The sequence below is a fragment of the Entomomonas asaccharolytica genome (assembly GCF_016653615.1).
Classification (GTDB): domain Bacteria; phylum Pseudomonadota; class Gammaproteobacteria; order Pseudomonadales; family Pseudomonadaceae; genus Entomomonas; species Entomomonas asaccharolytica.
The window spans coordinates 605104-626269 of sequence record NZ_CP067393.1 but is presented as its reverse complement, the minus strand read 5'-3'; the positions used below and the strand labels follow the sequence as shown (position 1 = coordinate 626269).

The following is a 21166-nucleotide window of genomic DNA, read 5'->3' as shown; positions in this document are numbered from 1 at the left end:
ATTTACTTGATTTATATTGTTAAAGAACTTGTATCTTTGGAGCTTTACTCTTCAGATGAGGCGCGCATTCTACGCCTTTTAATCTCTTTGTCAATGTCTTTTTTAAGATATTTTCGATTTATTTTTAACTGCAAAATTAACCAAAAGTCTATAAATAATAACAAAGGGATCAAAATTATATAGATTTACTTAGCTTTGTCAATTAATTTGATTGTTTTTTTGACTAGGGCTGACTAGTTTAACTATTGACTCATTGGGGTCTCTAGACTTTCCTTGTTCATTTAATTGTTTTAGATAATCATCCCATATATTTTTCTGTTCTGTGGCTAATTTATATAAATATTCCCATGTATAAAGCCCTGTATCATGACCATCATCAAACGTTAATTTAAGAGCATATTGTCCAGCAGGCTCTATTTTAATGAGTTTCACCTCTTTTTTGCCGTATTGCAGAATAGGGTTACCATGCCCCTGTACTTCAGCTGACGGTGAGTTTACTCTTAAATATTCAGCAGATAGTTGATAGAGCTGGCCTTGATAAGCCAGCTCTAGTAGGTTAGATGTTTTTTTTAACTTAATAGTTTCTGGGATTTGCATGATAAGTCCTACAGCTGTACTTTAACTTGCTGTGATACATGCTTTGCTTTATTAATAGCCTGCTCTATAGTTGTTGCCTTTGCAAGTGCTACTCCCATTCTTCTTTGACCAGATACTTCTGGTTTACCAAATAAGCGTAAATCTGTTAATGGTTCACTGAGTGCTTGTTCTAAGTTAGAAAAACTCACTTGTTTAGACTCCCCTTCAATTAAGATAACTGATGAAGCAGAGGGGTCATATTGTTCAATATAAGGAATAGGTAGTCCCAATATGGCACGGGCATGCAGCGCAAATTCGGATAAATTTTGTGAAATTAAAGTAACCATGCCAGTGTCGTGGGGTCTTGGTGAAACTTCACTAAACCATACCTGATCGCCTTTGATAAACAATTCAACACCAAATACCCCCCTACCACCTAAAGCTTCAGTTACTTTGGTAGCAATTTCTTTAGAAAGTGATAAGGCTGTTTCTGTCATTGGTTGTGGTTGCCAAGACTCTCTATAGTCTCCTTTTTCTTGTCGATGACCAATTGGCTCACAGAAGGACACACCATTAATGTGACGAACAGTAAGTAAGGTAATTTCATAATCAAAATCTATAAAACCTTCAATAATTACATTACCACCACCTGCTCTGCCTCCTTCTTGAGCATATTTCCAAGCAGTATCAATATCAGCTTCACTGCGAATTAAGGATTGTCCTTTCCCAGACGAACTCATAACAGGCTTAACAATACAAGGAAAACCTAACTCTTTTATAGCTTGTTTATATTCATTTTCATTGGTAGCAAAGCAATAAGGTGAAGTAGGTAATTTTAATTCTTCAGCTACTAAACGACGTATACCTTCTCTATTCATAGTAAGTTGGGTAGCTCGAGCTGTAGGAATAATGTTATAGCCTTCTTTTTCTAACGCCACTAATGTATCTGTAGCAATGGCCTCAATCTCTGGCACTATATAATGAGGTTTTTCTTGTGCTATTACTTTTCTTAATGCTTCTCCATCTAACATGCTGATGACATGGCTACGATGAGCAACCTGCATAGCAGGTGCATTTGCATAACGATCGACAGCTATTACTTCACAACCTAAGCGCTGTAGTTCGATGACTACTTCTTTTCCTAATTCTCCAGAACCACAAAGCAAAACTTTAGTGGCTGTAGCTGATAATGGAGTACCAAGTGTTAGCATAGGTTAGCCTCATTGTAGGTAAGTTTTTAATAATGTATATATTGCCATATAATGATGAGCTTACCTAGTAGCGAAATAAAATAGGAATTGGCATGTTTAATTTTGATCAAGTTATTAACCGAGCGAATACAGATAGTCTTAAATGGCAAAAATATGCTGCTAGAGATATTATTCCGCTATGGATAGCTGATACTGATTTTCTTTCACCACCTTCTATTATGAAAGCATTACAAGAGCGTGTTGCAGAAGGCGTTTATGGCTACGGTGGACAGCCAAAAGAATTAGCTAAGGTTTTTATCAATTGGGCTGATAAGCACTATAATTGGCAAATACGACCTGAATGGCTAGTCTTTTTACCAGGATTAGTAACAGGTTTAAACATTAGTTTACGTGCCTTTACCAATGACTCAGAGTCTAGCATCTGTCCTTTTCCTATTTACCCTCCTTTTATGGCAGCAGCTAAGCATCTGAATCGTAAGCAATATTATGCTAATTTAGTAAATAAAAATAATCGTTGGGTTATGGATTTGAATGCGCTTGAAAATAAATTAGATGGCCACGAAAAATTACTAATGCTCTGCAACCCTCAAAATCCTGGTGGTACTGTTTACAGTCATGAGGAGTTATTAGAGCAACTTGCGTTTGCTAAGCAACATAATCTAATCGTTTGTAGTGATGAAATACACTGTGACCTTTTATTAGAACCTAATTTAAAACATATTCCTTTTGCTTCCCTTAATGATGAGGCAGCTAACTGTTCTATTACTTTAATGGCACCCTCTAAAACTTTTAATATTGCTGGGCTTGGTGCATCTATTGCTGTTATCCCTAATCCCCAACTCCGTCAAAAATTTATGCAAACAATGGAGGATATAGTTCCCCATTTAAATATTTTGGCTTATACCGCTGCAATTGCAGCCTATACAGATACAAGTGGCTGGTTAGCAGAACAATTAGCATATCTACGAAATAATAGAGATTATCTCTATCAACAAATTAATAGTATTGAAGGCTTGAAATTATTACCCATCGAGGCTAGCTATTTAGCATGGATTGATGCCACCCAACTCCCCATTGAGAATCCTCATCGTCTTTTTGAAGAAGCTGGTGTTGGTTTATCAGACGGTAATGATTTTGGTTGTGATAAATTTTTACGGCTTAACTTTGGCTGTCCAAGAATATTATTAGAACAAGCTATTGAGCGAATGAAAATAGCTTGCTCTAAACTGCATAATCAATAATAAGCCATTTGCTTAGCTATGATATTAATAAGTGACTGCATTTTATCATCTAACTCTTGCTTGTTAGGCTTGTCTGACTTACTGGGTACAGTGAGATAAAAAGTAAAGGTTATATAATCACCTTGCTGGGTATAAAAATGAAATAACTGGAATTTGCCTGATACGTACTCATAGTAACCTTCTTTAGCCCATGAAAAGGCATTATACCAAGAAGATTTACTATCATTAAAAACCTGTACCGCCGTTTTAGATTTACTAGATTGCAAATCTTTCTTATAAATTTCATATGCGTTATTTTGTTTGTACACTAAAATCTCAAGCAAATTTTTTTCATTAAAGTTAGCACCTGCTCTCACTAGCACATTACAGCCTGGTCTAAGATATTGATCAGCTCTGATAACCACAACATCATCTACATCAAATAACGTAGCAACTGCCTGTTTGTTAAAGTGAGCAACCATATCAAGACAAACATCGAATTCGGTGCGTTCAGTTTTTTGAGCATATATCACTGTTGAGAAAAGTATAAAAAAAACAGAACAAATAAAACTATTAAATTTTTTCTTTTAATCATTTTTTACTCTCTCCATGCCTAAACTATAAGACAATATTATTAGTTATGCGGTGAATGCTAACGCCTATCAAAAACTATTATAAACTAATAGCTTCTATTAATTATTAATATAGGTAGATATTTTGGTAAGCACTTCTGTTTGCATTAAATTATTGATCTTCTTTTACTAGTGTATTTTTATTGTTATAGACAAAAATGTTTATCCACTTCTTTAAAGGGAACTTCCTCTATACTTTTCCAACGCCAATTCGGCTTATTGTCTTTATCGATTAATCTTGCCCTAACACCTTCAATAAAGTCCTTTCTCTTACAGCAGTTTTGGCTAATCACTAAATCCATTTCTAGTACTTCAGTAATTGAGCAATGTGATAAACGTTTTAATTGCTCCCAAATTAACCATGCTGTCATCGGGCAACCATTAGCAAGAGTTGTAGCTGCCTGCGTTAAAATTTCATCATTACTATCTTGTAAGTTAATAATCGCATTACATATGCTTGGTAAATCAGGTTGATCTAAAGCTTCTTTAATAATCTTTAATCTTGGCTGCCAAACAGCATTGGGTAGTTGTGAAAGTGCTTGTTGCTCAAGTGACTTCAATAACTGCTGTAACTGTTGCTCCGCATTACATGCCCAACTAATTTGTTGAAAGCTCTGTAATAAATCGTTTTTCTGTTCATTTAATAAAAAACGATCTGCCCAACCAAAATACAAAGCATCATTAGCATTTAATTGACTAGCTGTTAGCGCAAAAAACAACCCCATTTTTTGTGGCATACGAGATAAAAACCAAGCAGCGCCTACATCTGGAAATAAACCGATATTAATTTCAGGCATTGCTAATTTGCTTGTTGGAGTAACTATTCGAGTTGAACAACCCTGTAGCAGTCCCATTCCACCACCTAATACATAACCTTCTCCCCAACCTATAATAGGTTTAGGATAATGATGGATAAAGGCATCTAATTGGTACTCTTGGGAAAAGAACCTGTGAGCAACTTCGTCAGGCTCACCTAAATGCTGACAACATGATTCAACAATTTGCCTAACATCGCCACCTGCACAAAAAGCTTTAGCAGAAGAACTATGTAAGAAAACACAAGCTAGTTTAGTATCGATAGCCCATTTTTCTAACTGCTGATACATAGCTTTGGTTATTTGATAGTTTAGTGCATTAAGGTTTTTAGGTGAGTTTAAAGTAATTACACCTATTTTATAGTTATCTAAACAAGGTAATTCTTCAAAATGTACAGGCATTTTCTATACCTCTATTTTCTCTATAATTAGGTGTATTTAACTTAAATTAATGTCTTAATAACTCTACTATACAAGCATAATCTGCTGATGATGAACCTGATACACTAATATCCTGTCCACCTGATGTGATTAATGTATCATAACGACTTAACGTTTGCGCAGAGCCACCTGTTATAACCGTTACTTGTGGAGCTGCTGAAAAAACTAACACTGTGTCGGCCATAGAGTTGAACGTTTGAGGTTCATTACCAACCTGACACCATTGGTAAGCCCCAGTATAAAGCTCATTGTTATACAGAAGGCTTAAATCTTTTACTGGGCCTGCAAGTAAATTTACATTCGTGACACTACCCGCTTCTAAACGCACTAGATCATAAGTCTTTAAAGTATTTTCATACTGGCCATTAATTACTACATTAGCAGCCGCACCCTCTAACACAGAAAATATTCTGATAAAGCCATTAAAGGGTGATAACGTGCCGCCTTGTACATCTTCCATTGCTAAACGCCAATCAAAAACCTCTTTACTGGGAGAATCTTCATTTCTAGCAATTTCTGTACTGATACCAGAAGTACATGGCCAATCCATTTGTTGATAATCTTTTAATTTTTTGATTGTTCCCATTGTTTTCTATTCTCTGTTTTATTTATTAAATAAAGCCAATAATCTCAGCTCTTTTTTAAATACTTACATGGTTTACAGGCTAATTATACTAACTCTTTATTAACATTTTCTTAAGTAATAATATCAGTTGACAATTATTATATGTTTACACAAACAATATTTTGATAAAATTCAAGTTATCAATTATTTTCTAATTTTTCCTGCTAAATAAAATAATCAATATTTTTTAAAAATAAAAGGGGCCACCATTATGTACATTGCTATGAATCGTTTTAAAATTAAGCAAGGTGAAGAGCAACGCTTTATTAATATTTGGCAAAATCGTGATAGCCATTTAAAAGAAGTACCTGGATTTATTAAATTTAATCTTTTACAAGGTTCTACTCAAGATGGTTACACATTATTTGCTTCCCATGCAGAGTGGCAGTCAGAAGAAGCTTTTAAAAACTGGACACACTCAGAAGCATTTCGTAAAGCACATGCCAATGCTGGCGATCCAAGTACCCGTGAAATTTACTTAGGTCCACCACAGTTAGAATGCTTTACTGCTGTTATATAACTATTTATTAGTGATTGCTATTAAATAAATCAGCCATTACAAGTAAATATTTTGTAGAATGAATAACTACCTTACCTGATTATTAATAAATCACTAATGACCAATCAACTACCCTTTGCCCTAAATTTCCCTTTACAGGGGAGTCAACTGATCGAGGCCAGTGCTGGAACAGGTAAAACGTTTACCATTTCTACATTGTACTTACGGTTGGTACTAGGGCATGGCAGTGAAAAAACTAAATTCAGACGACCATTACTGCCGCCTGAAATATTGGTCATGACCTTTACTGAGGCGGCAACCCAAGAATTACGTGATCGTATTCGTACACGTTTAACAGAAGCGGCTCGTTACTTTCGTGATGAACTAGCCCAGCCTGATGAAATACTAATTAGTTTACGTAATGACTATTTAGAAATGGAATGGCCTACCTGTGCCCAGCAATTAGAAATTGCTGCACAGTGGATGGATGAAGCAGCAGTATCCACCATCCACTCATGGTGTCAACGGATGCTTAAAGAGCATGCATTTGACAGTGGTAATTTATTCCGCCAGCATTTAGAGCCAGACCATAGTGAATTACTTGCTAATGTTATTCGTGATTATTGGCGTATCTTTTGTTATCCATTAACAGGCATTGCCTTTGATTGGGTAAGAGAAAATTGGCAAACGCCAAAAAATTTACAGAATCAACTCTCTGATTTATTAATAGCAGACTTACCAGCACAGACAATGCCACCTGCTGAACTATTAGAACAACAACTTAATTTACGTCAGCAAAAAATTATTGAATTAAAACAACCTTGGGCTGAGTGGGCAGAACAACTTCGATTGATTTGTGATGAAGCCATTGCAAAAAAACAAGTAGATGGACGTAAATTACAAAAACGTTTTTATGACGGTTGGTGTAATAAGCTTAAACAATGGGCAACAGATCAACAACAAATAGAACTTGATCTGGGTGTAGGATTTGAACGGCTATCCACAGAAGGTTTTGCTGAAATTTGGAAACAAGGCTCACCTCCCAATCACCCTGCTTTAGAAGCAATGCCTGAATTAGTCATCGCATTAAATAATCTGCCTAATCCAACCTTAGCTGTGTTAACTCATGCCGTACAATGGGTGAAACAACGTTTTGAACAAGAGAAAGTACGCCGTGCTGAAATTGGTTTTGATGATTTATTAACTCGCTTAGATGATGCATTACAACGACCTTCAGGCAACCGATTAGCTAAACTTATTCGACAACAGTTTCCTGTAGCAATGGTTGACGAATTTCAAGATACAGACCCTATCCAATATCGTATTCTGTCTAAAGTTTATTTAGAACAAGAAGAAGATGTAGGGCTATTTTTAATTGGTGACCCCAAGCAGGCTATTTATGCTTTCCGTGGAGCTGACATATATACTTATTTGCAAGCTCGCCAACATATTGAAAAACGTTTACACCAATTAGATACTAACTACCGCTCTAGTCAAGCGATGGTAACTGCCACTAATTGTTTATTTGATTATGCGGAACAGCACAACGCTACAGGTGCTTTTCACTTTAAAACAGCACAGCATAATCCTTTACCTTTTTACCCTGTTAAAGCACAAGGCAAAAAAGACGCTTTCGTTATTAATAATCAACAACAAGCTGCTTTAAACTTTTGGTATCAACCTAGCGATGCACCTATTAGCATAACAGAATATTACAATCATTTTGCTGCAAGTTGTGCCAGTGAAATTGTCCGTTTATTAAATCTAGGTCAACAAAATAAAGCAGGCTTTCAACAACAAGGTTATTTATTACCACTGCGCCCTTCTGATATTGCTATATTAGTTCGTAGTGGTAAAGAAGCAAAAGCAATACGTGATGCACTAGCTGCTCGTAATGTGCGAAGTGTTTATTTATCTGACAAAGATTCTGTATTAGACACACTAGAAGCACAAGATTTATTACGCTGGTTAGAGGCCTGTGGTCAACCAGAAAATGAGCCCCTATTGAGAGCCGCTTTAGCAACTGCAACCCTTGATCTAACCTTACAAGAATTAGACAGCTACAATCAAAATGAAAATATTTGGGAACAACGTATTTTACAATTTCGTTTCTATAAAGAATTGTGGAACACGCAAGGGGTACTCCCCATGTTACGTCGCTTCTTGCAAGACTTTAAACTACCACAACGGTTATTAAGTAATTACCAAGAAGGCGAAAGAAAGCTCACCAACTTATTACACCTCGCCGAACTATTACAACAAGCCGCTACTGAGTTAGATGGCGAGCAAGCATTGATTCGTTATTTAGCTGAACGTCTTACTGAAAACAAAAAACAAAGTGATGAATATATAGTGCGTCTTGAAAGTGATGAACAGCTTGTTAAAGTCATTACAATTCATAAATCCAAAGGTTTAGAATACCCATTAGTATTTTTACCCTTTATTTGTTCATTTAAAGCAGTAAATGGAAATTTTTTACCTATTCGCTATCACGATGAACAAGGTAATTTACAACTTTCCTTACATAGAAATACCAAAATTATTAATCAAGCAGATAAAGAACGTTTAGCCGAAGATTTACGTTTATTATATGTAGCACTAACACGCGCTAAATATAACTGTTGGCTCGGTATTGCTGATTTAAAATATGGCAACAATAAAGCTTCTGTATTACACCTTTCTGCTATTGGCTACTTATTAAATAATGGCTTACCTTTCACCGAGTCTGGTCATGTACAAAGCTGCTTAGAAAAATTTGCAGAAGATTGCCCAAGTATACAAGTACAACTATTACCAGAAAGTAACCCACAACGCTTTAATGAACAACAGCTAACCGTTATAAAACCTCAAGCGCGAGAAATGGCCAGAAATATTCCTCGCTTTTGGTGGATCTCCTCTTATAGCTCATTACGTTTAGCTTCAGCCACTATAGAACAAGCGTCAATAGAGTCGCTAGCTATCCCAGAAACAGCCGCTAATCAAAATCTATTTGATGACGACACCAGTAGCTTCTTAAGCAATGTACCCATTAGCCATGATATTCATGGATTTCCTAGAGGCGCATTAGCAGGTTCTTTTCTCCATAGCATACTGGATTGGGCTGCTAATAGAGGCTTTACTGAAGTGGCAAACAACCCAGCCGAAAGCAGAGACTTTATTGCAAGACGTTGTAATATTCGCGGTTGGGAACACTGGATTGATATATTACAGGACTGGTTACAAGGTTTTATTAGACAACAACTACCGTTATTTAATAGAACCAGTTGTCTGCTTGAGATTACTCACTATCTTTCAGAAATGGAGTTTATGTTCGCTAGCCATTGGCTTAATCTTGAACAATTAGATACCTTAGTAAAAAGCTATATTTTACCTAATCAAATTCGCCCACCTTTAGAAAAAGGTATGCTTAATGGCATGTTTAAAGGCTTTATTGATTTAACATTTGCACAAGATAATCGTTACTATATTGCTGACTACAAATCTAATTGGCTAGGAGAAAATAACCAAGCCTACACACAATCAGCGATGAATGAGGCCATGCTTAGCCACCGTTATGATTTACAACTGGTACTTTATCAATTAGCCCTACACCGTCAGCTTAAGGCTCGTTTAGCTGATTATAATTATGAACAACATACAGGCGGCGTACTCTATTTATTTTTACGTGGTTATCAAAGTGAAACAGGTGGTATATTTTATGAACGTGTGCCTTTTGAACTGATTGATAAACTAGATAATCTATTTAGCAATAATGCTAAGGAGCGAGCATGAACCCCTTGCTGCCGATTAGCCAACAACAGCTTGAACAAACTGAACAATGGCTAACTTTACGGCCATTAACCTCTACTACAGATATGCTGATAGTGCTACAGCTATGGGTAACAGCAGGTTGGCTTCGCCCATTAGATCATGCTTTTGCAGCTTTCTTAGCAGAACAATCGCCAAATACTGAACCTAGTGTATTATTAGCCGCAGCATTAACCAGTTATCAATTAAGTCATGGTCATGTATGTTTAGATTTAGCACTAACCCTACAACATCCTGAACTGTCTTTATCCTTAAGTTATAGCTATCAACAACAACCTTGGTATCCAGTTCAGTTATTAGCACAACTTAATCTTACTGATTGGCAACAAGCCATTATCAACAGTGATTTAACTTCACAAGGTGAAAGCCAAACCCCTATGGTTTGGCAAGAAGGTAGGTTGTACTTGTGGCGCTACTGGTACTATGAGAAATTGCTAAGCAGCCATATTAAGCAACGTTTAAATACCCAACTAGACATACCTGATGATTTATCCACTAGATTAAATGAACTGTTCAAAGATAATAACGAATCACCAGATTGGCAAAAAATAGCTTGTGCTATTGCTACGCGAACCGCTTTTAGTATTATTACTGGCGGGCCAGGCACAGGTAAAACAACCACTGTTATTCGCCTATTAGCATTATTACAAACTCCTGCGGTGAAAGCAGGTAAACCGCTAAATATTCAACTAGCTGCGCCCACAGGCAAGGCAGCCGCACGCCTAACAGAATCTATTGGGAAACAAGTTGCTTCATTAACGATTGATGATGATGTAAGAAACTATATTCCAGTTACTGTAAGTACCTTACATCGTTTGCTAGGCAGTCGCCCCGATACACGCCATTTTATACATAATAAAACCAATCCATTGGCTTTAGATATTCTTATTATTGATGAAGCCTCCATGATCGATTTAGAGCTTTTTGCCCATCTATTAGAAGCACTACCTAGCCATGCACGATTAATTTTATTAGGTGACAAAGACCAATTAGCCTCTGTAGAAGCAGGGGCAGTATTAGGTGATTTATGCCGAAATGCAGAACTAGGTTTATATAACCCACAAACAGTTAACTGGTTAACTGCAATAACAGGTGAACAATTAAATAATGTACATTTACAGCTAGGTAGTAATGAGCAAAATCCATTAGCACAACAAACCGTTATGTTACGCCACTCGCGACGCTTTGCTAGTGATAGTGGAATTGGTCAACTAGCAAAATGGGTAAATGCAGGTAATATTAAACAAGCCCGTCAACTATTAACACAAACTCTCCCTGATCTGGGGCATTTAACTATTAACCAACCCAAAGACCCTAACTTTGAAAAATTTATTTTAACAGGGAGCGACGTGCAGGATGGTTATAGTCATTATTTAACCGTTTTAAAAAAGCAACGACCTGATGCTAATATTCCAGTCTATGATCCTGCATGGAAAAAATGGGCTAATCAAGTATTAACTGCCTTTAATCAATTTCAATTACTAGCCGTATTACGCGAAGGACAATGGGGTATTAATCAATTAAATAATACCATTGCTTATATACTGTATCGCTATAGCTATATTTCTCATTTTGAAGGCTGGTATGAAGGTCGCCCGGTGCTGATGACACACAATGACTATGCGCTAGGTTTAATGAATGGTGATATTGGTATTACTCTCGCTTTTCCTATAGAAAATGCACCTGAACAAACGGTATTAAAAGTAGTATTTCCCTACAACGACGGAACTCAAAATTTGCGAGAAGTATTACCTAGCCGTTTAAGTTCAGCGGAAACAGTTTTTGCCATGACTGTGCATAAATCACAAGGCTCAGAGTTTTCTCATACCGCACTAATACTACCCGATCATCTTAACCCCGTTTTAAGCCGCGAACTACTTTATACTGCCATCACCCGCGCTCGCCATAAATTTACACTAATTGAAAGCGAACAGCGTATTTTTGATGAAACCATTAAAAGACTAACTGTGCGATTAAGTGGTCTAAAATTTTAATAAAAAAGCCAATTAGATAATTGGCTTTTTTAAATTATGATTTTATTGCAGAGACATGTTTAGACTTCACAAAAAGATAATATGCAATAACAAGTAATACAACCCAAATAATACCTACATATAAAGCAACTCTTGTCTCTTTAAAGAAACCTAATAACACCACTACAAACACCATAAATAGCGTTGTTAAAATAGGAGCGATGGGCCAGAAAGGTATTGGAAATTTCAGTTCAGCTACTTCTTGCTTAGTCATTTTACGACGCATCATTAGATGAGAACATAAAATCATCAGCCATACCCATACCGTAGCAAAAGTAGCAATTGAAGCGATTAATACAAAAACACTTTTAGGAATTAGATAGTTTAGATAAACCCCAATACCTAAAGTAATAGATAAAACAATAGCAGTTACCCAAGGCACACCATGTTTATTAATACGTAAAAAGGCACTAGGTGCTTGTTTATTTTGTGCCATACCATACATGACACGACCTGCACCAAAAATATCACTATTAATCGCTGAAACAGCCGCCACAATAACTACTACATTCAAAATATGCGGTGCATAAGGAATACCTAACTTTTCAAAAATAGTCACAAACGGACTACCTGACAAACCTATTTCATTCCAAGGAAACAGCGACATTAAAATAAATAGCGTAAATACATAGAAAAATAAAATTCTAAAAGGAACTGCATTAATGGCTTTAGGAATAGATTTTTCTGGGTTATCTGCTTCGCTAGAAGTTACACCTATAACTTCTACTCCACCAAAAGCAAACATAACAATAGCTAGAGAAGCAATAACACCTTCAAGACCATTAGGCATAAAGCCACCATGCTCCCATAAGTTACTAACGCCTATTGGATAACCAAAATTAGTGCCTACTAATAATAAAATACCACCACCTACAATCATCGCAATAATGGCTAGCACTTTAATTAAGCAAAGCCAAAATTCCATTTCACCAAAAGCTTTTACATGAAATAAATTTATACCGCCAATAACTAGAATAATAGCTAATGCCCATATCCATTGATCCACATGGGGGAACCATAACTTCATATAAATACCAAAAGCAGTCACATCCGCAATACAGACGACTATCATTTCAAAGGTATAGGTCCAACCTGTTATAAACCCAGCCATAGGGCCTAGGTATTTAGTGGCATAATGACTAAAGGAACCTGAAACTGGGTCACGTACAGCCATTTCTCCTAACGCTCGCATCATGATAAAAACAGCAGCGCCACCAATAAAATAAGCTAATAAGACAGCAGGGCCAGCCATTTGAATAGCTTTGGCAGAGCCATAGAACAAACCCGTACCAATGGCAGAACCGAGCGCAATAAATAAAATATGACGAGCTGTTAAGCCACGTGCTAACTGGGTGGATTGGTTAGACATTCATATTATCCTAAAACAGTCGCTAATAATTAAGCGCGTTATAATATCATTTATCTAACCAATTCTCTTGATATAGTTTATGAATACTAAATAAATTTAAGGGAGCTAATGCTCCCTTAAACTGTATGTTTTAATTGATATTAAGCAGATCAACCTAAGTGAGTACCCCCTGTTATGCCATAAACCTCAGCAGTAACATAGCTAGATTCTTGGGACGCTAAAAATACATAAACACCTGCCAATTCCACTGGTTGCCCTGCACGGCCAATTGGGGTAGATTTACCAAACTCTGGAATATTTTCTTGTAGCTGTCCGCCTGCTATTTGTAAAGCTGTCCAAATTGGGCCAGGTGCTACACTATTAACACGAATCCCTTTAGGAGCAAGCTGTTTAGCTAAGCCTCTGGTAAAGTTTAAAATAGCTGCTTTAGTGGATGCATAATCCAATAAAAATAAATCAGGCTGATAAGCTTCAATTGAAGATGTAGTGATAATAGTTGCTCCTTTTGGTAGGTGAGGCAATGCAGCTTTCACCGTCCAAAACATTGAGAATACATTAGTTTCATAAGTTTCACGGAGCTGCTCAGTGGAAAGATCCATAATATCTTCCACTGCCTGTTGTTTACCTGCAACCAATGCTAAAATATCGAGTCCACCTAACTCTTGTCTGGCTTTATCAACCATTTGTTTGTTAAAGGCTTCATCAGTTAAATCACCAGGAATTAAAACCGCTTTGCGACCTTCCGCTTCTATTAATTTCGCCACTTCTTCAGCATCGCTTTGTTCGCTAGGTAAATAGTTAAGCGCAACATCAGCACCTTCACGGGCATATGCAATTGCTGCTGCTCTACCAATACCTGAATCACTACCTGTTACTAATGCCTTACGACCTACTAAACGATTATGTCCTTTATAGGTTTTTTCACCACAATCTGGAATGGGTTGCATTTTAGCTTGCAGACCTGGTTCTTGCTGTTCCTGTTGTGGCATTTCACCTGTAAAAAACTGTTTAGTTGGATCTTGCATTTTGTAAATATCTTTATCTGACATGATGACACTCCAAATATCTAAAAATAAAAAAGAATTCTGTAACCTTTAGCTATAGTTAGATTTTTAACTTAACATCTAAATTTTATGTCGACCTATACGACCTTTGGTCACTTACATCAGTAAACCTTTACAAAAAATAACAACCAACAAAATAGGCTAACAATAAGATTTTGTTGGTTAATAAATTAGTATTAGAAGTGATTATGTAAGCCATAAACGTATTAAACTGGTTATTATTAAATTGCTAATGAAGTGATCGTTATGTCTACTAAAACTGTAAAAAGTATTCTTGATATTCATGCTCATTTAGGTGAGTGTCCCACTTGGTCTTCTACCGAGCAAGTACTCTATTTTACGGATATCCTTTCGCAAGCTATCCACCGTTTTGATCCCAAAACAGAAGAACACTCCATTATTCCCACCCATGAACATGTAGGGTGTTTTGGTTTAAGAGAAAAAGGTGGTTTTATAGCTGCGATGCGTTCAGGTATTTTCTTACTTGATAGTGAAGGTAAAGTGACCCAAAAAATTGCTGAAAATCCAACTGATACTGAAGATAGCCGTTTTAATGATGGTAGGGTTGATCCTTGGGGTCGTTTCTGGTGTGGTACAGTATGGGAAACTGATAATGCCCCTCATGCAAAACTTTGTTGTGTTGACACTAACCTAAACTTTTCAATTGTGGTTGAGGGATTAACTACCTCTAATGGGCTTGCTTTTAGCCCTGATAAAAAATGGATGTTTTATTCAGATACCCCTAATCATGTTATCTACCGTCAGCCGCTTAATCCTGACAACGGCACTATTATAGGTGGACCTGAAATCTTTCATCGCTTTGATCGCAATAATTATCAAGGACAACCCGATGGTGCTGCTTTTGATAGTGAAGGTAACTATTGGTCAGCACAATTTGGTGATGGACTTATCGTAAAACTATCACCACAAAGTGAAATACTTGAACAGATTGAATTACCTGTGAAATGGCCTACGATGGTAGCGTTTGGTGGTGATGAATTAAAGACACTATTTATAACCTCTTCACGAGAAGATCTGACAGCCAAACAATTGAATAATAATCCGCAATCAGGAAATTTATTTGCTACTAAAATTAATGTGGTTGGCAATAAAGAACCTCTCTTCAAAGGTTAATAAATAGCTAATTCAAAAAATATTAGAAAATAAAAATATGCTACGTTATATTAACTAATCAAATTTAGTTAATATAACGAGCATTAGAATGAACTGGCAAGACTTACACCATAGCCAACTTACTTGTGAACAACTCTATCAGATCTTAAAACTGCGTAATGAAGTATTTATTGTAGAACAGAATTGTGTATATCCAGATATTGATGGCCAAGATTTAATGGCTGAAAATCGGCATATTATGGCTTGGCAAGATAATCAATTATGTGCCTATGCTCGTATTCTAAATCATCATAATTACTTATCAATAGGTCGAGTTATCACAGTACCCAATGCCAGAGGCTCTGGTATTGGTTATAAATTATTAGAACAAGCCATCAATAGCTGCAAAAAACATTGGGCAAAGGATTTAGCTATCTACTTATCAGCACAAGCCCACCTACAAAAATTTTATAGCTCTTTTGGTTTTATAGCTGAGGGAGATGTTTATGATGAGGATGGAATACCTCATATAAAAATGGTTTTAAAAAGTTAGTCTGAAACTAAAAAATAACTGCCCTGTTATTCAAAAATAATCATAAAATATGCTGGTACAATAATAAATATATAACAAGAAGGCTATAAATATGGATGGAAGCTACTTTCTAACTAAAAAAGAATATCTTCATCATAAATTGATAATGATTTGTGCTTGTTTTGCTCTTCCTTTACTTTTTTACTATGATGGTGATATAGATATAATTACTGCTGTTATAATTCATATTTTTATCTGTAGTTACTTATTATTTAGTTACTCTAGAATTAAAGAAATATATATTGAAAATGGCAACCTAATAATCATAGGTAAAAAGGGTGAAATTACTACGCCTATAACAAATATAAGAAATATACATGAAGTTGGCTTATTTTCCTCTGGCACTCCAGCTTTAACAAGAGTTAGCGTATATGATGCCATAATTGAATTAAAAACTAACTCTATTTACGGTAAAAAAATATACTGTTGTGTTAAAGGATTAAATAAATCATCCAACCCCATTGGCGATGTGATGAAATATATTAATGAAGAACAAAGAAAGGTAAAAGAAGAAACTAATAAACAATAGGCAAGGGATTAGCCTTGCCTATTAAATAACTGTTATGCCGCTTTTCCATTAGCTATTTGCATAGCGCGATTTACTGCACTAAATAACGCATGAAAACTAGCAGTAGTGATATTTTCATTAATGCCAATACCATGTAATGGGCGTTGTCCTTCCATACGAATTTCAATATAAGCTGCTGCATTAGCTGTACTACCTGCACCTATAGCATGCTCATTATAATCCATGATTTCTACTTTAACGGGTAAGGCTGAAACCACTGCTTCTAATGGACCTTTACCAGAACCTTGCCAATGTTCAACTTTACCGCCAACATTAACTTCTAAATCAACCGTACTAATATCATTCTCTTCTTGTAAGCGATGCTTTATTAATTGAAACGGTTGATGAGCTTGTAAATACTCAGTATTTAATAAGTCATAAATCTGTTTAGCCGTCATTTCTAACCCTAAACGATCAGTTTCTTTCTGTACTACTTGGCTAAACTCAATCTGCATACGACGTGGTAAGCTAATACCATATTCTTGTTCCAATAAGTAAGTAATACCACCTTTACCTGATTGGCTATTTACCCGAATAACTGCGTCATAGCTACGACCAATATCACTTGGATCAATCGGTAAATAAGGTACTTCCCAATATATATCCTCAGTTTGAGCAGCAAATCCTTTACGGATAGCATCTTGGTGTGAACCAGAGAATGCAGTATGTACTAAATCACCCACATAAGGATGACGAGGATGTACTGTCATTTGATTACATTCTTCAACCACTTTACGTACAGCATCAATATCAGAAAAGTCTAATTTAGGATCAACACCTTGTGTATACATATTTAACGCCAAGGTAACAATATCCACATTACCTGTACGCTCACCATTACCAAATAAACAGCCTTCAACACGGTCAGCGCCAGCTAACAAACCTAATTCTGTGGCTGCAATTCCTGTACCACGGTCATTATGGCAATGCACACTCACTAATACACTGTCACGATGATTAACATGACGACAGAACCATTCTATTTGATCCGCATACACATTAGGCATAGAGCTTTCTACAGTAGCAGGCAAATTCAAAATGACTTTTTTCTCAGGAGTTGGTTGCCAAACATCCAACACAGCATTACAAATTTCTACAGAAAAGGGTAACTCCGCCATACTGAATGTTTCTGGTGAAAACTCAAATACCCACTCAGTTTCTGGTTGCTGCGCTGCCAACTCATTAAATAATTTTGCAGAGTTAACTGCTGTTTGAATAATAGATTCTTTATCTTGTTTAAAAACAATACGACGGAATGAAGGAGAAACAGCCACATAAAAGTGTACAATCGCTTTTTTCACCCCACGTAATGATTCAAACGTACGACGAATCAACTCCTCACGTGCTTGAGTTAATACTTGAATATAAACATCAGCAGGAATATGATTATTTTCAATCAACTCACGCACAAAATCATAATCTGTTTGTGAAGCTGAGGGAAAAGCCACTTCAATTTCTTTAAGACCAACACCCACTAAAGTTTTAAACAACTTCATCTTTTTATCAGCATCCATTGGCTCAATCAATGATTGATTACCATCACGCAAATCTGAGCTACTCCAAATAGGCGCTTTATCAATAGTTTTTGATGGCCATGTACGATCTGGGATATCCACCATAGGAAATGCACGATATTTATGGGCTGGTATTTGTTGCATAGACATAATTAAAATTCCTTCAAAATACTTATCAAATTAGTGAGTTCTTAAATAGTTTTGGTTTTATTTTTAGCAGAACTGACTAAGTCGCTGCGCAACTAAATTAAGGCAGCAATATTGGCGATAAAGTATCAATGTTTGATATGTTTTCATGCGCATACCATAAAATAATTAAAATATAATTGCAAACATCTTTTAAAATTTAGCAGAATAACTTATTTAATAGATATATAAGCAATTTAACAAAAGATAACTCAATTAAGTAGCAATAAAATAAACTTTATAACTGCTGCATTATGTCGCTTGATGAAAGCAGCCATTAACCTATAATGTAACATATTATATCGGGATAATGGGGTTATGCGGTTATTTAGTCGCAAAGCAAAACAGCACTACCTAACCTGTCTTGGTCTATTTGCAGTATTAATGCTCACTATTGGGCCTGTTACCTCGCAAATATTGGCCATGGTTTCTTTTGCCTCTCATTCTACAACCATGTCTCAACATGAGGCAATGGATCACTCTAATCACCATAACCCTACCAACACAGACCAAACAGAGTCACAAACCAACCATCACCAAATGAACTTGTGTGGTTATTGTGATTTACTCCATACACCTGTTCTAACTACCAATGTAACAGTTGCCTTACAAGCTCCCGTTATACATCAATATATCACACCTTATTTTTTCAGTGATATCTTCTCACCCCTGTATAATAGCCCTTTGAGCCGTGCTCCTCCTTCTTTATTTATATAACTTATCTATAAAAACATATTATCTTGCAGTGTAAGTAGTCCTTTTGTTTAAGGATAAAAATTGGTTATTTGCTGGATAGATATTACTTTAAATTAAGAAGGATAAAGTGTTATGGCTATGTTTCGCAATAAGCATGCTTATCTAGCATGTGTTATTACGATTTTATCTGTAGGATTAGGTTATAAACCTGCCTATGCAAATGAATCAGATAAAAATAAGCAAAAAAATAATTCAGATATTACCTTAGATACCATTGTAATAACTGCTGCGCCTCAAACTTCCCCACTCACTGTAGTTACAGATCCTAAACAACCTCGTCAGCCAGTGCCAGCCAGTGATGGAGCTGATTACCTAAAAACAATTCCCGGTTTTTCTGTAGTGCGTAAAGGTGGTTCTAATGGCGATCCTGTTTTTCGTGGTATGTTTGGCTCTCGCCTTAATATCTTAACCAATGGAGGAACAATTTTAGGAGGCTGTGGTGGACGAATGGATACCCCTACCTCTTATATTTCTCCCGAAACCTACGATCGTATTACCCTTATTAAAGGCCCACAAACCGTAATTTGGGGACCAACTGGTTCTGCTGGTACTATCTTATTCGAACGTGATCCACATCGTTTTCATGAGCTAGGCGGACATGTTAATGGTAGTATATTGGTGGGTACTGATGGGCGCTTCGATAAGAACCTAGATGCCGTTGGCGGTAATCAATATGGCTATCTTCGCTTTACGGGTAATCAATCTAAAGCAGGTGACTACCATGATGGTGATGGTAATCGTATTCACTCCAAATGGAGTAAATGGAATGGCGATATTGCTGTAGGCATAACACCTGATCAAGATACTCTATTAGAACTAACCGCAGGTCGTGGCAACGGTGAAGCCCGTTATGCAGATCGTACGATGGATGGCTCTAGATTTCTAAGAGAATCCTATGGTGCTCGTTTTGAAAAGTCCAATATAGGTGAAGTACTGGATAAGGTAGAAGCACAAATCTATTACAACTATATTAATCATGTGATGGATAATTTTCGTTTACGTCATATGAATCTCCCTTCAAGCTGGATGGAATCTAATCCTGATCGTCGCACTATGGGTGGTAAAGTAAATGCTACTTGGGAATGGACCGATTTTAAATTACAAGCAGGGATAGATGGCAAACGCGATACTCATCGATCAAAAAATAGACAAATGATGTTAACAACAGATGGTTGGACTAAAAACGCCTATATTAGTAACTATGGTGCTTTTAGTGAACTAACTTGGTACACCACTGAACAAAGTAGATTTATCACAGGTGCGAGAGTCGATCACTATAGAGCCAGAGCGGAACAACTAAGTAAAGAAAGAACCAAAACCTTGCCTAGTGGTTTTATGCGTTTTGAATATGACTTAGCAGATTCACCAACTACCCTTTATGCTGGTATTGGTCATACTCAGCGTTTTCCAGACTATTGGGAGCTATTTAGTGGTGCCAATAAAAATACAGCATTTAAAAAGCTAGCTCCTGAGAAAACAACTCAAATCGATTTTGGCTTACAGTACAACAATGAACGCCTAAGTGCTTGGGCATCTGGTTATGTAGGCTGGGTAGGTGACTATATTATCTTCACTCAACAAGGTGCTGCTAATAATGTAAGCAATGTTGATGCTCGCATTATGGGTGGTGAATTAGGAGCTACCTACAAGCTCACAGATCATTGGACAACCGATGCAAGCCTTGCCTATTCATGGGGTAAAAATAGTAGTGATGGCCGCGCCCTTCCACAAATCCCTCCTTTAGAAGTAAGGTTAGGACTTAACTACCAATATGATAAGTGGTCGGCTGATGCATTAATGCGTATTGTTGACTCCCAAAGCCGTGTTGCTACCAACCAAGGTAATGTTATTGGTAAAGACTTTGGTAAAAGCTCTGGGTTTGGTATTTTCTCCTTTAACGGAGGCTACCAAATCAATAAAAACTTAAAATTAACCGCAGGTGTAGATAATTTATTTGATCGCTATTATGTAGAACATCTAAACAGAGGTGGCGCCAATATGTTTGGTTTTACAGCAGATCAGCAAATACCCGAACCAGGTCGAACAGTCTGGACAAAACTAAGTTTCGACTTCTAACTCAAACCTAAAGGTTAGTAATGATATTACTAACCTTTTTTATCTTAAAATAATCTACAAATGTTTCGC

General features: G+C 36.5%; 17 protein-coding genes. 9 read left to right on the top strand and 8 right to left on the bottom strand.

Annotated elements, in window-relative coordinates; all coding sequences use genetic code 11:
• Positions 1 to 198 precede the first annotated feature (198 nt).
• Together JHT90_RS02800 and purT are read right to left on the bottom strand one after the other, a co-directional pair.
• Positions 199 to 597, bottom strand: a complete 399-nt coding sequence (locus tag JHT90_RS02800) for a gamma-butyrobetaine hydroxylase-like domain-containing protein (protein ID WP_201093846.1) — start codon at positions 595 to 597, stop codon at positions 199 to 201.
• Positions 598 to 605: 8 nt separating this feature from the next.
• Positions 606 to 1787, bottom strand: a complete 1182-nt coding sequence (gene purT / locus JHT90_RS02795; RefSeq protein WP_201093843.1) for a formate-dependent phosphoribosylglycinamide formyltransferase — start codon at positions 1785 to 1787, stop codon at positions 606 to 608.
• Positions 1788 to 1879: 92 nt separating this feature from the next.
• On the opposite strand from purT, the gene JHT90_RS02790 reads away from it, so the two are divergent.
• Positions 1880 to 3028, top strand: a complete 1149-nt coding sequence (locus tag JHT90_RS02790) for a MalY/PatB family protein (protein ID WP_201093840.1) — start codon at positions 1880 to 1882, stop codon at positions 3026 to 3028.
• Here JHT90_RS02790 and JHT90_RS02785 read toward each other — a convergent pair.
• The 3 genes from JHT90_RS02785 to JHT90_RS02775 form a co-directional block, all read right to left on the bottom strand.
• Positions 3022 to 3540, bottom strand: coding sequence for a hypothetical protein (locus tag JHT90_RS02785; protein WP_201093832.1), 519 nt, complete (start codon positions 3538 to 3540; stop codon positions 3022 to 3024). The genes JHT90_RS02790 and JHT90_RS02785 overlap by 7 nt on opposite strands.
• Positions 3541 to 3785: 245 nt before the next feature.
• Positions 3786 to 4856: an enoyl-CoA hydratase/isomerase family protein gene (locus JHT90_RS02780; protein ID WP_201093830.1), complete on the bottom strand. Its 1071-nt coding sequence runs from the start codon at positions 4854 to 4856 to the stop codon at positions 3786 to 3788.
• Between the two features lie 46 nt (positions 4857 to 4902).
• Positions 4903 to 5481: a HutD/Ves family protein gene (locus JHT90_RS02775; RefSeq protein WP_201093828.1), complete on the bottom strand. Its 579-nt coding sequence runs from the start codon at positions 5479 to 5481 to the stop codon at positions 4903 to 4905.
• 250 nt (positions 5482 to 5731) lie between these two features.
• On the opposite strand from JHT90_RS02775, the gene JHT90_RS02770 reads away from it, so the two are divergent.
• From JHT90_RS02770 to recD, 3 genes are all read left to right on the top strand, one after another.
• Complete coding sequence (locus JHT90_RS02770; RefSeq protein ID WP_201093826.1) at positions 5732 to 6040, top strand: antibiotic biosynthesis monooxygenase family protein; 309 nt, start codon at positions 5732 to 5734, stop codon at positions 6038 to 6040.
• 96 nt (positions 6041 to 6136) lie between these two features.
• Positions 6137 to 9790, top strand: a complete 3654-nt coding sequence (gene recB, locus JHT90_RS02765) for an exodeoxyribonuclease V subunit beta (protein WP_201093824.1) — start codon at positions 6137 to 6139, stop codon at positions 9788 to 9790.
• Positions 9787 to 11820 (top strand): exodeoxyribonuclease V subunit alpha, encoded by a 2034-nt coding sequence (recD, locus tag JHT90_RS02760; RefSeq protein WP_201093822.1) that lies wholly within the window; start codon positions 9787 to 9789, stop codon positions 11818 to 11820. The genes recB and recD overlap by 4 nt, the downstream gene beginning before the upstream one ends.
• Before the next feature lie 34 nt (positions 11821 to 11854).
• Here the strand turns inward: recD and JHT90_RS02755 are convergent, their stop codons facing one another.
• Both JHT90_RS02755 and JHT90_RS02750 read right to left on the bottom strand, forming a co-directional pair.
• On the bottom strand, positions 11855 to 13228 hold the full coding sequence (locus tag JHT90_RS02755) for an amino acid permease (RefSeq protein ID WP_201093820.1): 1374 nt from the start codon (positions 13226 to 13228) through the stop codon (positions 11855 to 11857).
• 149 nt (positions 13229 to 13377) lie between these two features.
• Positions 13378 to 14277, bottom strand: a complete 900-nt coding sequence (locus JHT90_RS02750; RefSeq protein ID WP_330893047.1) for an SDR family oxidoreductase — start codon at positions 14275 to 14277, stop codon at positions 13378 to 13380.
• Between the two features lie 261 nt (positions 14278 to 14538).
• On the opposite strand from JHT90_RS02750, the gene JHT90_RS02745 reads away from it, so the two are divergent.
• From JHT90_RS02745 to JHT90_RS02735, 3 genes are all read left to right on the top strand, one after another.
• The gene (locus JHT90_RS02745) at positions 14539 to 15426 is read left to right on the top strand and encodes an SMP-30/gluconolactonase/LRE family protein (protein ID WP_201093819.1); all 888 of its coding nucleotides are present in this window, start codon (positions 14539 to 14541) and stop codon (positions 15424 to 15426) included.
• Positions 15427 to 15508: 82 nt separating this feature from the next.
• Complete coding sequence (locus JHT90_RS02740) at positions 15509 to 15958, top strand: GNAT family N-acetyltransferase (protein WP_379971880.1); 450 nt, start codon at positions 15509 to 15511, stop codon at positions 15956 to 15958.
• A gap of 91 nt (positions 15959 to 16049) precedes the next feature.
• A complete protein-coding gene (locus JHT90_RS02735; protein ID WP_201093815.1) occupies positions 16050 to 16526 on the top strand; it encodes a hypothetical protein in 477 nt (158 codons plus the stop codon).
• A 32-nt stretch (positions 16527 to 16558) separates the two neighbouring features.
• Here the strand turns inward: JHT90_RS02735 and leuA are convergent, their stop codons facing one another.
• The gene (leuA, locus tag JHT90_RS02730) at positions 16559 to 18229 is read right to left on the bottom strand and encodes a 2-isopropylmalate synthase (protein WP_201093813.1); all 1671 of its coding nucleotides are present in this window, start codon (positions 18227 to 18229) and stop codon (positions 16559 to 16561) included.
• Positions 18230 to 18583: 354 nt separating this feature from the next.
• Here leuA and JHT90_RS02725 point away from each other — a divergent pair, with 354 nt between their 5' ends.
• Positions 18584 to 18982 (top strand): DUF2946 domain-containing protein, encoded by a 399-nt coding sequence (locus tag JHT90_RS02725; RefSeq protein WP_201093811.1) that lies wholly within the window; start codon positions 18584 to 18586, stop codon positions 18980 to 18982.
• A gap of 111 nt (positions 18983 to 19093) precedes the next feature.
• On the top strand, positions 19094 to 21097 hold the full coding sequence (locus tag JHT90_RS02720) for a TonB-dependent copper receptor (protein WP_201093809.1): 2004 nt from the start codon (positions 19094 to 19096) through the stop codon (positions 21095 to 21097).
• Positions 21098 to 21166 lie beyond the last annotated feature (69 nt).

Bases quoted from the DNA above. Each gene is read 5' to 3' on its own strand.
- JHT90_RS02800 (WP_201093846.1), bottom strand. From the start codon at position 597: ATGCAAATCCCAGAAACTATTAAGTTAAAAAAAACATCTAACCTACTA.
- purT (WP_201093843.1), bottom strand. From the start codon at position 1,787: ATGCTAACACTTGGTACTCCATTATCAGCTACAGCCACTAAAGTTTTG.
- JHT90_RS02790 (WP_201093840.1), top strand. From the start codon at position 1,880: ATGTTTAATTTTGATCAAGTTATTAACCGAGCGAATACAGATAGTCTT.
- JHT90_RS02780 (WP_201093830.1), bottom strand. From the start codon at position 4,856: ATGCCTGTACATTTTGAAGAATTACCTTGTTTAGATAACTATAAAATA.
- JHT90_RS02775 (WP_201093828.1), bottom strand. From the start codon at position 5,481: ATGGGAACAATCAAAAAATTAAAAGATTATCAACAAATGGATTGGCCA.
- JHT90_RS02770 (WP_201093826.1), top strand. From the start codon at position 5,732: ATGTACATTGCTATGAATCGTTTTAAAATTAAGCAAGGTGAAGAGCAA.
- recB (WP_201093824.1), top strand. From the start codon at position 6,137: ATGACCAATCAACTACCCTTTGCCCTAAATTTCCCTTTACAGGGGAGT.
- recD (WP_201093822.1), top strand. From the start codon at position 9,787: ATGAACCCCTTGCTGCCGATTAGCCAACAACAGCTTGAACAAACTGAA.
- JHT90_RS02755 (WP_201093820.1), bottom strand. From the start codon at position 13,228: ATGTCTAACCAATCCACCCAGTTAGCACGTGGCTTAACAGCTCGTCAT.
- JHT90_RS02750 (WP_330893047.1), bottom strand. From the start codon at position 14,277: ATGTCAGATAAAGATATTTACAAAATGCAAGATCCAACTAAACAGTTT.
- JHT90_RS02745 (WP_201093819.1), top strand. From the start codon at position 14,539: ATGTCTACTAAAACTGTAAAAAGTATTCTTGATATTCATGCTCATTTA.
- JHT90_RS02735 (WP_201093815.1), top strand. From the start codon at position 16,050: ATGGATGGAAGCTACTTTCTAACTAAAAAAGAATATCTTCATCATAAA.
- leuA (WP_201093813.1), bottom strand. From the start codon at position 18,229: ATGTCTATGCAACAAATACCAGCCCATAAATATCGTGCATTTCCTATG.
- JHT90_RS02725 (WP_201093811.1), top strand. From the start codon at position 18,584: ATGCGGTTATTTAGTCGCAAAGCAAAACAGCACTACCTAACCTGTCTT.
- JHT90_RS02720 (WP_201093809.1), top strand. From the start codon at position 19,094: ATGGCTATGTTTCGCAATAAGCATGCTTATCTAGCATGTGTTATTACG.